This is a genomic window from Hyphomicrobium sp. (assembly GCF_035572195.1).
GTDB lineage: Bacteria > Pseudomonadota > Alphaproteobacteria > Rhizobiales > Hyphomicrobiaceae > Hyphomicrobium_B.
Map to the genome: position 1 here is coordinate 1 of NZ_DATNBA010000131.1, position 13,779 is coordinate 13,779.

Below are 13,779 nucleotides of genomic sequence, written 5' to 3' on the forward strand. Positions count from 1 at the left end.
GCGCGCGTGAGTGGCTGGCACACTCACCAACCTCGCGGCGTGACGAACGCAACACGGGCAACGAACCTGATGAACATGGCCGCCTTGCGATCTTGCGCTTGACCGGCCGTTTGCAAAGCCAATGACGATCTCACACACATCGCCCATGGTTCCGATTGCGGTCGCCGCCGTAAGATCAGGTCATTTGATCCGTATACGGAGTATTTATTCAACCGACTCATGGTGCCGTCGAAATGCCGAGGCACTTTTTGCGAAACGAAGCCAATTTTTTCCTGAAAAATCAGAGTTGTGCACTTTATCTCTGACAGTGTCTGACAATCGCGGAGGTTAGGGCGTCGGCGGTGTTGGGCTCTGGGTTGAGCTTTGATGCGGCGTCAAGATCAACGCACGTTCCCCGGTCCGCTTACTTACTGCGGGTGGCTCCGACAGCTCGGCGTTTTGCAATTTGTCACCCAAGCAGGCATGGCTGTGCCACTCTGCGAGCGTGCACGCAGCGCTTGGTGCCGCCGATGAAGTCGGTATAAGCGGCGAGCGGCATCTGCGCCGGAACCAGCGACAGGTACGCCCGGCCCGCCGCGATTGCCCCACGCTGGTCTTTCATCGGTGTCGAAAGCCGGGTCCACCTCAAGGGCCTCCTCCGTCAGGCTGACGACGTAGCCTTCCTGAGGGGTGCGCACTTCAGTGTCTGCGACGGCAGCGGATGATATTGTTTTCAACTATTCTGGCGGATTAGAACCGATAGTTGAGCGAGGCGCGACCCTCCTGCATCGTCGGCGCGAGACGTGCCGATACGAAATCGTTCAGGTTTGTTCCATCGATAGTCGGCAGCCTAACTGGTCCGCTGCCGAAGTCGGTGTAGCGGAATTCGCCTCGAAGAGAGATTCGCTCTGTCAGCATTGTCTCGGCGCCCGCTCCTATAAATACTCCGGACAAGCTAGGGACATTGATCGTGGCCGAGATATCCGGTTCCGATCCAACGACGGCCAGCTTGAGGTCGCTCAGAGAGACCCTGCTGTAGCCGGCGGACACGTACAAAAGTGTGCCCGGCGATGCGAGATACCCGATCCGCGCGCCAGCGGATGCTTTGCCGTTGACGTTGATATCGGCGTGCGCCGACAGAGAATTGCCGGGTATGTTCAGCGTCGCTTCGCTACCGAGGTCCTCAAAATCATACTCGCCGAAGGCTCCTATGACGACGCGAGGGTGCAATTGATAGTCGCCTCCGATCACGAGCGTTCCAAAACCTCCGGACGCTCCTAATCCATCGAAAGAAGCCGATGCACCTGCGGCGCCGGGATCGGAAGAGACGGCGGAACCAGGTTTTGCATCGACCTCGCTAACAAGGGAATTAAGGCCGCCACCGGCTCCAAGGTAGAAACCGGTCCAATTGGATTCTGGAGCCGTTAGATTGTCTTTCAGGCCTTGCGCTCCGGCTGGTGCAGAGGATGAGAGACCAACTAGCGCCGAGACGGCGACAAGGAAGGCAATTCGTAAAAGCTCCATTTTGTTTATCCAAATATGAATTATGAAATATCGAGGGAGTTCACGCTGTTTCGGATAAACAGGGAGTTAAGCTGAACAATCGTCAATCGATGAAGTCAGTCCGGCGCAAGCCGGGAAATCAACGCGCGGGGGCGCGGTGTACCGATCCAGTGGGGCAAAGCGAAAAGCCGGTCCGATCGAACTGATCGGAAGCATTGCTGTGATCGGGCGCGGGGGCTCAGGCAGTCCAGAGCTAAGCGGTGAATGTGCCCGTCCAGCGCGATAACCGCGAACAGGTTCCATCGGGATCGCTGGGTGGCACTAGAAAGTCTTCGGCGCGCTGCCTTTGTCTTCAACGTGGTTCATGGATGCGTCGTAGCCGCTTCGATTGCTATAGGACGTCAGCGCCATCAATGCGGTTCCGATTGCCGTCGCCAGGAACGTACCGAATAACGCGGCGAAGACGGCCTTGGTGCCGAGACCGGAAAAGACACCCAGGCCCCACATCACGCCACAGGCGAGGATGAAGAGGCCGACGCAGACCGATGAGAAAATCATTACCCAACGCATGGCGTATCGCCTTTCACGGTTGATAGACGCAGCTCACGGAGCGCGGTCACGGGATCACCTCTTCCTTTGCAGGATTGGGAGACAACTCGGCGGCCTTGCCGGCGCGGCCGTTCTCGGCATCGGCGTCTGGTAGCGCCGCCTTCTTGATCGGGATATTGGGCCAGAGGTTAGAGTACTTGCGATTGACCTCGAGCCATTGCTCGGTCGCCTGCGGTTCGGAATCGGCGAAGATCGCCTCAGCTGGACACTCGGGGACGCAGACGCCGCAGTCGATGCACTCGTCGGGGTTGATGACGAGCATGTTCTCACCTTCGTAGAAGCAGTCCACGGGACAGACTTCCACGCAGTCCGTGTATTTGCACTTGATGCAGTTTTCAGTAACGACGTACGTCATAATACTTCCTGGCGAAGGCGGGCTATTTGGCTGCTTTGATCTTCCCTGGGGCCACGGGAATGGTGATCCGCGCCGGGACGATTGGAAGAGGCTAGTGGGGCCGGTGTCGGCCTGAGTGCCGGTGAAATTGCAATCGCCTCGTCAGCGCCGCCGCTATGAATGGCGATGCCGAGCTGCAGGGATTGGGCGATCCGGCCGGCACGATCGATGAAGAGTTCCGCGGCTCTCGCCGGACAGACATCGCGCGCCGTCTCATCGAAGAGAGCCAGCCATTGCCGGAAATGGGCCGGGGAAAGGCCCGGCAACTTGGCGTGCACCAAAACCGGCTTTCCTTTGTAGCGGCCGCTCATCAGCACGACCGAGGACCAGAAATCACGCATCCGGCCCAGGTGCAGGTCCCAGTCTTCGACGGCTGCATCGAAGACCGGACCGAGGAGGGCATCCCGCCGCACGCGGCGATAGAATTCCGTAACGAGCCGCTCGATCATCGGTTCGGTGATACCGAGGGCGGTACCCGGAGCCCTGGGATCGGGACAAGATCGATTCGCAGTCGACACAAGCTGATCCAGACATCGGGTGATTGACGCTTCTCCCGAGGATTGCGGATTACCGCGGTTGCTAGTGGATTCGTGGAAGTTTAGGGTTTTCGTGCTGCCCTGAGTCATGCATTGACCAATAAGATGCTGACACTTGCGTATAAGATATGTTACGAATGTATCTTATTTGGCGTGCCTGTCCAGATGCGATCAGCAGGAAGGCATCAATAACGTGTGAGGTCCTGTCGTGCAGCTCACGATGTTTACCGACTATGCGCTGCGCGTGCTCATGTACACGGATGCGGCCAACGATCGCCTTGTCACGATCGAGGAGATCGCCGAGGCGTACGGCATTTCGCGCGCGCATCTGATGAAGGTCGTAAACACGTTAACACGCGCCGGTTTCATCACTCCCGTCCGCGGCAGGTTCGGCGGGCTGAAACTCGCGAGACCGGCAAAAGACATTCGTCTCGGCGACGTGGTGCGGGAGACGGAGCCGAATTTCGATGTTGTGGAATGCTTTTCGACGGGCAACCAGTGCCCGATCACGCGGTGCTGTAAACTTCAGGGGACGTTGAAGGAGGCAATCGACGCCTTCATGCAAGCGCTCGACCGGCGAACGCTGGCGGACATCTCGCTCGCACCGAAGGATATAAGAAAGTACCTCGAACACGCGGGTTGAGCCGGGTGCGCGGCGTGAGAAAACGCCAGCTAAAGCCCAGCTCCGAAGGATCTTAGCCAGCCCAAAACTTCAGTTGGGCTGCGAAAGGCAGCCTCGGCCTCGGAAAAATTCTCGCCGGCGACCTTCAGACCGTAGCCGCCCATCTCTTCGGCGGCGCGGAAGGCGTCGAGATCGGCAATGTCATCGCCAATCATAACCGGTACTCGGTTTGAAAAATTCGGCAGCGCTGCAAGTTGCCGGAGGGCCCGGCCCTTCGAAAAGCCGATTGGCAGAATCTCGACCACCTTGCGGCCACCGCAAACCATGAATTGGCCGGGATGGCGTGGGCTGAGAGCCTCAAGCGCATGCAGCAGGGACGCATGCAACTCCGGTACGATCCGGTAATGCAGTGCAATGCCGGCGCCTTTGTCTTCCACAACGATGCCCGGCAGGCTCTTTGCAATTGATTTGATGTCGGAGATCAGCTCAGGGCTGAACGACGGTGTCAGGGACACAACGTTCCCCGCAGCGCTCGTTCTCATCTCAGCGCCGTGCACGCCCGCGGCTGCAAATTTCAGCGGCTTCAGCAAATGATCGGCTTCAACTATGGGACGGCCGGTGACGATGGCGAGGGCGCCGGAAAGACGTGTTGAGATCGCACCAAGCAAGTCGGAAAGATCGGCTGGAACATGGACGGTCGACGGCGTTAGCGCTACGTCGAGCAGCGTGCCGTCGATATCGAGATAGAGGGCAACGGCGGCCGGCGCCGTCAGAAGCCGTTCGGCGCCGCTTCGCTGAGACGCAGCACGCTCTATCCGCGAGAGATCGTCCCGCGAGAGGTTGTCGCCACGCAACGCTTTATCTTCTCTCAAGTGCTGCTGCATCAGGCTGCCACTATATAGACCAAGTGTAGAGCGGGTAGTCGGTCGTCCGTTCTAGTTCCTTTTCCAGCATCGCGTACGTCAGCAGGCCGGATTGCGTATCGACGAATTTAACGACACTCGCCGCATTCAGAACTGCGGCGCTTAGCGCGTGGGCCACATCTCCGGTTTTTGCGAAGTAACACACGAATGTTGCGGAAAAGGCGTCGCCCGCGCCGGTGGTCGCCTCGGCGACGACGCGCTGCGCTTCCCGATAGTGAAGGTCCTCGCCCTTTGCAATGAATGCGCCGTTGGCTCCGTCCGTCAGCACGACGACGCCAACGCCGAGCTTGATCAGGGCTGCGAGAAACTTTACCAGGCTCATCTCGTAACCGCCGTTGCGCAGCCCGTGCTTGGCAAGCGGCGGTACCGGCTCGCCGCTTTTGACAGTCAACGCCGCGCCGCCCTCTCCGAACGAATGGAGGAGCCGGGGCATGAATGTTTGAGCTTCCCGCCGATTGATGCAGAGAATGTCGATCTTCGCGAGGCTGCTCCAGAAGTCATCGAAACGCGCGGTGAGCTGCCGCACCCCCGGATTGACGGCGAGTAGAGAGTTCGCCGCCTTCGCGCGTCCGACGATGAGGGGATATCTATCGGCCGATTCGTTGCTGAGATTGGCGACGTAGACGAGATCTTTGTTTGCAAACGCATCGGCCGGGAAATCCGCTGCCTTCAGGCGCGTGTTGGCGCCGCGATAGGTGAAGACGGCGGCATTGCGATCGTGCGACGAGATAATCACCGACGCGCCCGTCGGCGCCTCTTCATCGACTGATATCCATTCGAGATTGACGCCTTCTTCGCCAAGCCGGCCAAGGATCGTCTTCGCCTTGTCGTCGCGGCCGACCTTGACGATGGCCGATGTCGCATGGCCTAGGCGTGCCGCCGCAACGGCCGCATTTACCGCGCCTCCGCCGCACTGCGTCGCGATGTGATCGGCTTCCGTCTTCAAGCCTTCTTCAAGCAGAAGAAACGAGCTCTCGGCATTGCGCATTTTCATCTGTTCGATTCTGTCGCTGGCGATCGTGACGATCGTGTCCAGCATCGCGCCGCCTATGGTGAGGACATTCATTGGCTTCCCAGCTACGCTTCGATAAGGTTTTCTCGGGCAGGGAACCAGAAATCCATTTCCGGATGCCAAAGCCGGGCGCCGCCCGCCACACCGCCTGAAGGCGGTACGACCGTCGCCCATGCCGGCAAGGCGAACGTGATGCGCCGAGAATTTCCGCCGCCGATATACATGCGGTCGCTGTTGGTCAGCTTATGGACAGCGACGAGGGCGCGTTCGGCGCGTTTGTTCCATTCCTCCAGTCCGAGCGTCAGATAGGCGGCGTGCCCGACGTATTGGTCGTAGTTCATGTCATCGCAAGCATAATGCTGACCCAGTTCCAGCCCGTGAAATGCCGAGCCTTCGCAAAAGAGTGCGCAGCCCATGCCGGTTCCCAGAGTGAGAACACATTCACGGCCCGGACCTCGCGCAATCCCGAGGCCATAGACGATTGCGTCATTCAGGACGCGAACCGGCTTGCCGAGTTCAAGGGCGAGCGCTTGCTCGAGGTCAAAATTTTTCCAGTAGTCAGTCCCGAGGTTGGGAGCGGTCGCGATATGCGTTCGATGCACGACGCCGGGAAAGCCAACGGATATCCGGCCAAACTCTGGCAGCGGTTTGATCACGCGCGCAATCAAAGCAATGACCACCTCCGGCGTGGCCGGTTTCGGTGTCGGCGTCGTGACGAAGTCGGAGATGAGCGCCCCGTCCTCATCGACGATGGCCGTCTTGATGAGCGTGCCGCCGATGTCGATGGCCAGCGTACGGCGATCGCCGTCAATCCGGCGGGATTTCGAGGAGATTCCTATGTCGAGAGATTCAGCCATACCCTCACGCGTGAGCGGCGCGGCGGCCAGAAGCGCTGCTTTTTTCGCTGTTTTTTTTAATAGCCGTTTTCAACCGATCCAGCGCCTCATTCATTCTTGGGGAAGATTGTGCGGTTCTGCCGAGGCGTCGCTCTCCGGCCTTTACGAGCGCGGAATAGTAGCTGCTGCTCCACGCGGCGGAGTCAGACTCGTGAACGACGCTTGAGAGTTTTTCATGGCGTGCGAGCCGCTCTTCCGCCGGCATTTCGAGAGCCGTACGCAGTCCCTGCGTCATGTCGTTGATATCGTAGGGGTTGACCAGCACCGCGTCGGTCAATTGCGCAGCGGCTCCGGCAAACTTCGAGAGTATCAAGACGCCCGGATCCTGCGGGTTTTGCGAGGCGACAAATTCCTTTGCGACCAAATTCATTCCGTCCATCAAAGGCGTCACCCAGCCCACGCGCGACGAGCGGTAGATATCTCTCAACTCATTACGCGGCATCGTCCTGTGAATGTAGTTTATCGGCACCCAGTCGAGTTCGCCATAACGGCCGTTAATGGATCCCGACAGCGATTCAAGTTCGGACTTGATGTCGGCGTAGGCTTCGACGCTTTCGCGCGTCGGCGGTGCGAACTGCGAGAGGACGATGCGGCGGCGATATTCGGGATATTCCTCGAGGAGCTTGCCGAAGGCGCGGAATTTTTGCGGCAGACCCTTGGTGTAGTCCAGTCGATCTATGCCGATAATGCGGCTGGGTTCTGAACTTTCGATTTGAGCAGAATGATCGGGAGACGCAAATTCGCTAGGCTCGATACCGACAGGAAAGCAGCCGATATCGAGTTCGGCATCGAAGACGCGAATACGTCCCGTCGGCAGAAGGCGACCGGACACGCTCTGGAGCAGGAAGTCGATGAGGTTGCGGACGTCTCCTGGCGTCTGAAGGCCGATGAGATCATATGCGCTTAACGAGCGCGCCAGTTCCCGATACTCGGGTATAGCGAGCAATGCTTGTGCCGAGCCCACAGGAATGTGCAGAAAATAGCCGATTGGATTCTCGATGCCGCGGCGGCGAAGTTCGAGCGCCATCGGAAGTAGATGATAATCGTGAATCCAGATAACGTCGTCGGGCTCGATCAACGGCGCGAGGACGTCCGCGAGTTTCGCATTCACCGCCACATAACGCGCGTAGTAGCCCGCTTCGAACTGCGCAAGATCGAGACGATTGTGGAAGACCGGCCATAGGACGGAATTCGAATATCCCAGATAGTAGTCGTTGTAATCGTCAGCTGTCAGCGACACCGTTACGGTCGTATGACCGTCGGCCGTCGTCGTCACGGGAGCCGCGGTATCGTTCTCCTCCTCGATCTTTCCATTCCAGCCGAACCAGAATCCCGGGTGCCGCGCGAGCGTATCGTAGATGGCAACGCTGACGCCGCCCGCCTGCGTCGCCGCATTGAGGTCGATCACACGGTTTGAAACCATGACGAGGCGGCTCAAGACGGGCATTCCTTTCACTTAGTAAAATGCTGGGATGGGACGGCAGACTGTCAGGGTCCTGACCGCACCGGCCAGCGGGTGGTAAACTCCGGGGATTACTAGCAGTTCCCCAAAAAGCCCGTGTCGCGACGATCTACGTCGTTTCGGGAAAGTATTGGTTTTGATTGGCTTTAAGAGCCGCCGTCGGCTCTCGTAAGCCTAGACGATGTATGTTAGCATCTTTTCGCGCGTGGGGGGCCTCGCGATTGCGCAGAATTTACAAAGCGGACAGCGGAGCCGTTCGGGGGGCGAATGGTTCAATTTGTCGACACTCTAGTCGAGCGCACGTTTCCTAGGATACGGCGCCGCCCACTTGTCGCGTACCCTATCGCCATCGTGATTTTTCTCATCGCTGCCGCGCTCCGTGCTGCGCTGTCGCCCTGGCTGCCGCCAAGTCTGCCGTTTTTGACATTCTTCATCGCCGCCCTGTTGACGACGCTGGTCGCGGGAACGGGACCCGGCTTGCTGGTCGTTGCCGCTTCGCTGTTGCACGCTTGGCATTTCTTTTTCGCGCATCAGAGCGACGCGATGTCGATCGTATCCCTCGGCATGTTTGCGTTCCTCGCCGGATCGATCGTTGCAGTCGTGCATTTGCTCAACCGGAAGGTTGAAGGCTTGCTCGATGAACGGGCCCGCAACGAGGCGATGCTACAAGATAGCGCAATGGGAGAATTGCAACTTGAACAGCTCAACGTCGAACTTCGCCACCGCCTCAAGAACACGTTCGCGGTGATCGGTGGATTGGTCAGCCAGTCGGCGCGCTTCAGCACTGACATTGTCAGCTTCGCGAGTGCGCTGTCGGGCCGCCTCGCGGCAATGGGTACGGCAATGGACCTTGTCGCGACACGGAACTTCACCGGCGCGTCGCTGACGGAATTGGTCGCCGACACGTTGAAGCCGCTCGTGCCGCCCGGCCGTTCTCGTGTCGAGATCAAGGGACCGGAAACGATGGTTCCCGGCGACGTGGCTAGTGCGCTTGGGCTGACGCTCCACGAGCTTGGCACCAATGCGATCAAGTATGGCGCGTGGAGTAACGAACGGGGCTCCGTCAGCGTCACCTGGCAAATCGAGAAGCTCGATGAGGAAGAGGTCCGCTTCGAGCTTGATTGGCAAGAGCGCGGCGGCCCCGTCGTCACAGCACCGGAAAGGCGAGGGCTCGGTACCACGCTCATCGATAGCGGGTTTCCGTCCGCAACGGTCGAGCGCTCCTTTACGCCCGACGGCGTCCACTGCCGCATCGCGGCCGTCATAAAGCAAACGACCACACGGCGTACGCGGCGGCCGCGCTAACCACTCATCAATGAGGTCAATTCAGATTCAACGAGCCGCGCGGAGGTGCGTGTTCCGGCTCCGGCGCGTCGATGCTTGCCTCCTCCTGTGGCTTTGTGCGCTTCACATCACCCGGCATAATCGGTCCCGACCAGGCATCTTCCCAACGCCGGGAAAGCGTCATGGCGGAATTGATGAGACCGGCCATCGAATAGGTCTGCGGGATGTTGCCCCACAATTCGCCCGTCGCTGGATGCAAATCTTCGCTCAGCATTCCGAACGCGTTGCGATGGCTGAGCAATTCCGTAAACAGTTCGCGCGCCTGATCGGTGCGGCCGATCGAGGCGAGTCCGTCGATGTACCAGAATTGGCAAGCAAGGAACGCGGACTCGGGCAATCCGAAATCGTCTTCCGCAGCGTAGCGCAGCAATAGTCCGTTGCGCATAAGCTCGCCCCCGATCGTATCGCATGTTTTCACGAAGCGAGGATCGTCCGGCGAGACGAGACCGAGTTCGGCGAGCAGCAGAACACTTGCATCGAGTTCACCGTGATCGAAGGCGCCCGTAAATGCGCCGCGCTTCTCGCTCCAGGCTCTCGTCAGGATTTCCGCGCGTATGCGCTCGGCAGACTGCGCCCAGTATGCTGCACGCTCGGTGAGGCCCAGCAGTACCGCGATCCGCGCGAGCCGATCGCAGGCGACCCAGCACATCGTGGCAGAATGCGTGTGGATGCGTTGCCGCCCGCGGTACTCCCAGATGCCGGCGTCTGGCTCGAGATATAGGCGGCGCGCTTGCTGCCCCAGTTGCTCGAGATCTCGAAAGAGGCTGGCATCACCCATGCGCGGCAGCCGGCGGTCGACGAACATTTGCGCGGCGCCGAGGATGACGCTGCCGTAGGCATCATGCTGCATCTGTTGCGATGCCAGATTTCCGACGCGCACCGGACCCATGCCGAGAAACCCCTGCAGATCAGGAGCAATCTGTTCGTCTGATGTATCATTGTGCACGATGCCGTATACGGGACGTAGCGGGCTCTCGGCGTCGGCGATGATCGTGGTGATGTAGCCGAGATAGTGCTCCATCGACTGCGTCGCCCCGAGCCTGTTAAGTGCGCGGATGACAAAATAAGCATCTCGAAGCCAGCACTGCCTGTAGTCCCAGGTGCGCGGCGTGTTTGGCGCTTCGGGAATGGATGTCGTGAGCGCCGCGGTAATGGCGCCCGTCTCTTCGAACGTGCAGAGCTTCAACGAGATGGCGGCGCGAATGACGTCGGGCTGCCATTCGTAGCTGACGGCGAGGCCGCGGACCCACGCCACCCAAAATTCCCGGGTGCGGTCGAGAAATTCTCGCGACAGTGCGTCGACCGAGCTTTCGATCGGCTCATCGCTACCCATCACCAGCGTGACGGGCCGCGTCAAAGCGAACGGCGTCTCGTGCACGATATAGGAAACGGCGAGATCGGTCGTAACGCGAATGGGGGTGCTGCCACCGGTGTAGCGAATGTGGTTCGACCCCTGCGAAACATTGGTCGCTTCGCGGCCATAATTGAAGGTCGGGCGAAAACGGCAAACGATACGCGGCAGGCCGCTGATCGGCTCAATCCTGCGTATCAACTGTGCCGGATGGAACGAGCGGTCGTAGCGCAGAAACCGCGGCGCGAAGTCCGTTATTTTCACGCTCGAGCCGTTGGCTGCGACAAGGATGGTCTCGACGATGCCCGTATTGCGCACGTAGCTCGATGTAGCCGAAATTTGCCCATCCAGAACAACGTCGCAGAAGCCCTTCTCCTCATCGCCTGCAAGAAGCCGGCTGAAGATCGGGTCTCCGTCCAGTCTCGGAAAGCACCACCAGATGAGGCGGCCGCCGTCATCGAGCAATGCAGCAACCCGGCCGTTTCCGATCGCCGCGACGTTGAGCGACGATCGCTTTTTGCTGCCGGCCATGAAAACCCCCGCTGCTAATGACATTGCAAACCGTGACAACTCCGAAACGCAGGCACGGGTTTCGTGCAAGCTAATGCGCAACTCCGTCGGCTTGGAGGAGAGCGCGGCGTAATGATTGTTCCGCACAATGCCCATTCAAGACCGGGCTAGCTTGTCCTGCCACCCGTTGGCAGTCCTGACGAGTGTGCGCCTGAATTGCTACAACAGCGCGTCCGGCGTGACGAGGGGCATCGGACAGTAGATTGACCATTGGACGAACAAGGCAACTTGTCACGGTCTTCCGGTAACGCGCATTACAACAAGATCACCTGCGTATGCTCAGGCTGGCTAGCCTTAGGCGACCACGCTCGATGTGCCATCCGCGCCGGCTAGCCGCTCCGTCGCCAGACTTCGCAATTTCAAGACCAAGTTCTTCACGTCGCCTGGATTGTAAGGTTTGGTCAGTCGCGGGTATTCGCGCAGCGCGGGCGGCAGGAAGATCAAGTCATTGTAGCCGGTGGTAAAGGCGAAAGGTATCGAGCGCCGGTCCAAAATTTCGGCAATCGGGGCGCTGTTGTCGGCGCCGAGATTAATGTCGATCAGTGCGATATCGAAATTGTCTTCGTGAGCAGCGCGCAATGCTTCGGATAGTTTGCCGAACGGGCCGACGACTACGTGGCCATCGGATTCGAGATCGAGTTTAAGCTGCATTGCAATCAGTGCTTCATCCTCGATAACAAGGATTTTACAGCCGCTGACCGGAGCGGCATCGCTGACCGTTGCGCGCGTCCTCGCATTCGGAATGATCGCGATGTGCCTCGGCCCAACCATCAGCGTGCGGGAAGAGAGCTCACCTTCGAACCCGAACTCGAAACCGCAGGGCGCAAAGCTCATTTCAGCCTGCCCACCGCATTCGGACGCGGCGCTGCGAATGACGGCGAGGCCAAAGCCATTTCTATTAGGTGCAATACAGCTAGGTCCGCTGCGCTCTTTCCATGCAAATTTGATTCTGTCGCCTTCGCTTCCGGGGATGCGGGACCAGTTCACTGCAACTTTGCCGCCGGAGGCGGAGAGCGCGCCGTGCTTCACCGCATTCGTCACAAGCTCGTGCAAGACGAGCGCCATCGACTGCGCGAATTTCGATGTGAGGCGCAATCGCTCGCCCTCGACCGTAATTTCGTTATCGGTTCGGGAGCGGTAGGGTTCAAGCGCGCCTTGAACGAGCTCGTGCAAATCAACCCCCGTCCAGCTGCTTTGGCGAAGCAGATCGTGGGCGGCCGACATGGCGTGAATGCGCCCATCGAGAGCTGATGAAAAGGCCTTGATCGAAACCGCGTTCGAACTCGACAGTCTGGCAATGGCGGCGACGTTTGCCAGGATATTTTTGACGCGATGGTCGAGCTCGGCCATCAGAAGCTGCTGATGGCTTTCGGTCGATTTGCGATCCGTTATGTCGAGCAGTGTGCCCAAGACGCGAGGGACTGCGCCTTCGCCATTCTTGAAGGCACGTGCGCGCGCTAAAATCCATGCTACGCCGCGCGTGCCCTTGACGCGAAATTCTATTTCGGTCGTCGTGTCTGCAAGGTGCGCATCTCCGAAATATACCCTCGCTGCGTCGCGGTCATCGGGATGCATCAGCTCGATGAAGGCGTCGAACCTTTGGCGCTCCGGTACGCCGGTATGCAAGACTTCCGAAATGTTAGGCGACCACTGCAATTGGCGTTCGATCAGATCGTACTCGAAGGTCGCAAGACGCGCCGCTTCGCTGGCTAGCCGCAAGCGTTCTTCGCTTTGCTGCAGGAGCGAATGGGAATCCTCCAGTTGCTCGGTACGCTGTTTGACGCGTTCCTCGAGTTCAGCGTTGAGACTGTCGAGCTGCCGGGTCTTGCGATACAACTCGACAAATATCTGGACCTTGGCCCTCAGAATCTCGGGCACCACGGGGACCGGGACGTAATCCACTGCGCCCGTCCTGTATCCCTTCAGCAGATCATCCGTTTCGAGACGAACGCCCGAAATGAAAATAACCGCGGTCTTCTCGTGCCGGGGATGATTTCTGATCATGGCCGCGAGCTCGAAACCGTCGAGGTCGGGCATGCAGACATCCATGAGGATGACCGCAATTTCGGTTTTCAGCAGCGACGTCAGCGCTTCTTCCGCGGTCGTCGCCTTGATCAGGTTTGCATTGACGCCATCAAGGATCGCCTCATACGCGAGAAGCTTGCCCGGTTGGTCGTCGACCAGAAGGATATTGACGGAGTCGTTCGTTGTCATCTCGGTCCCCATCAGCGATGCAGCCACATGCGTAACGCAGACAACAACTGATCGGTATCGACGGGCTTTGCCAGATAATCGGACGCACCAGCCTCCAGGCATTTCTCGCGATCGCCCTTCATCGCCTTTGCGGTCAAGGCGATGATCGGGAGACGCTGATGCTTGCCGCTGTTGCGGATGCGCTGCATCGTTTGGTAACCGTCCATTTCGGGCATCATGATGTCCATGAGCACAATCGAGACATCCGTAGAACTTAGTGTTTCTATTGCCTCGAGGCCGGTTGTGGCCGTCAGAACCTGCATACCGCGGCGTTCAAGCAGGCTGCTCAGCGCGAAAATATTTCTCGCGTCATCGTCGACCAGCA

General features: G+C 59.0%; 13 protein-coding genes and 1 pseudogene. 2 read left to right on the top strand and 12 right to left on the bottom strand.

Going from position 1 to position 13,779, the window contains the following annotated elements:
* Window positions 1-448: 448 nt before the first annotated feature.
* The 5 genes and pseudogenes from VN623_RS10935 to VN623_RS13655 all read right to left on the bottom strand — a co-directional run.
* Window positions 449-628 (bottom strand): hypothetical protein, encoded by a 180-nt coding sequence (locus VN623_RS10935; protein ID WP_325570985.1) that lies wholly within the window; start codon window positions 626-628, stop codon window positions 449-451.
* Between the two features lie 101 nt (window positions 629-729).
* The gene (locus VN623_RS10940; RefSeq protein ID WP_325570987.1) at window positions 730-1,503 is read right to left on the bottom strand and encodes an outer membrane protein; all 774 of its coding nucleotides are present in this window, start codon (window positions 1,501-1,503) and stop codon (window positions 730-732) included.
* Between the two features lie 300 nt (window positions 1,504-1,803).
* Window positions 1,804-2,052 (bottom strand): hypothetical protein, encoded by a 249-nt coding sequence (locus VN623_RS10945; protein WP_325570988.1) that lies wholly within the window; start codon window positions 2,050-2,052, stop codon window positions 1,804-1,806.
* Between the two features lie 46 nt (window positions 2,053-2,098).
* A complete protein-coding gene (gene fdxA, locus VN623_RS10950; RefSeq protein ID WP_325570990.1) occupies window positions 2,099-2,446 on the bottom strand; it encodes a ferredoxin FdxA in 348 nt (115 codons plus the stop codon).
* 149 nt (window positions 2,447-2,595) lie between these two features.
* Window positions 2,596-2,934, bottom strand: a pseudogene (locus VN623_RS13655) (group III truncated hemoglobin); the annotation flags it as partial.
* 295 nt (window positions 2,935-3,229) lie between these two features.
* Between VN623_RS13655 and VN623_RS10960 the strand changes: the two are divergent.
* Window positions 3,230-3,664 carry an Rrf2 family transcriptional regulator gene (locus VN623_RS10960; RefSeq protein WP_325570994.1) on the top strand — a complete coding sequence of 145 codons (435 nt, stop codon included), beginning with the start codon at window positions 3,230-3,232 and terminating at the stop codon, window positions 3,662-3,664.
* A 29-nt stretch (window positions 3,665-3,693) separates the two neighbouring features.
* Here VN623_RS10960 and otsB read toward each other — a convergent pair whose 3' ends face one another.
* From otsB to VN623_RS10980, 4 genes are read right to left on the bottom strand one after another with little or no spacing between them, the layout of a single operon-like run.
* Window positions 3,694-4,515, bottom strand: a complete 822-nt coding sequence (gene otsB / locus VN623_RS10965; protein WP_325570996.1) for a trehalose-phosphatase — start codon at window positions 4,513-4,515, stop codon at window positions 3,694-3,696.
* Between the two features lie 22 nt (window positions 4,516-4,537).
* On the bottom strand, window positions 4,538-5,632 hold the full coding sequence (locus tag VN623_RS10970) for a carbohydrate kinase family protein (protein WP_325570998.1): 1,095 nt from the start codon (window positions 5,630-5,632) through the stop codon (window positions 4,538-4,540).
* 11 nt (window positions 5,633-5,643) lie between these two features.
* Window positions 5,644-6,435 (bottom strand): ROK family protein, encoded by a 792-nt coding sequence (locus VN623_RS10975; RefSeq protein WP_325571000.1) that lies wholly within the window; start codon window positions 6,433-6,435, stop codon window positions 5,644-5,646.
* A gap of 4 nt (window positions 6,436-6,439) precedes the next feature.
* Window positions 6,440-7,921 carry an alpha,alpha-trehalose-phosphate synthase (UDP-forming) gene (locus VN623_RS10980; protein ID WP_325571001.1) on the bottom strand — a complete coding sequence of 494 codons (1,482 nt, stop codon included), beginning with the start codon at window positions 7,919-7,921 and terminating at the stop codon, window positions 6,440-6,442.
* 282 nt (window positions 7,922-8,203) lie between these two features.
* Here VN623_RS10980 and VN623_RS10985 point away from each other — a divergent pair, with 282 nt between their 5' ends.
* Complete coding sequence (locus tag VN623_RS10985; protein WP_325571002.1) at window positions 8,204-9,241, top strand: HWE histidine kinase domain-containing protein; 1,038 nt, start codon at window positions 8,204-8,206, stop codon at window positions 9,239-9,241.
* A gap of 16 nt (window positions 9,242-9,257) precedes the next feature.
* Here the strand turns inward: VN623_RS10985 and VN623_RS10990 are convergent, their stop codons facing one another.
* The 3 genes from VN623_RS10990 to VN623_RS11000 form a co-directional block, all read right to left on the bottom strand.
* Window positions 9,258-11,162 (bottom strand): glycoside hydrolase family 15 protein, encoded by a 1,905-nt coding sequence (locus VN623_RS10990; RefSeq protein ID WP_325571003.1) that lies wholly within the window; start codon window positions 11,160-11,162, stop codon window positions 9,258-9,260.
* 333 nt (window positions 11,163-11,495) lie between these two features.
* Window positions 11,496-13,415 (bottom strand): response regulator, encoded by a 1,920-nt coding sequence (locus tag VN623_RS10995; RefSeq protein WP_325571005.1) that lies wholly within the window; start codon window positions 13,413-13,415, stop codon window positions 11,496-11,498.
* 11 nt (window positions 13,416-13,426) lie between these two features.
* A partial coding sequence (locus tag VN623_RS11000) for a response regulator (protein WP_325571007.1) occupies window positions 13,427-13,779 on the bottom strand: 353 nt, incomplete at its 5' end.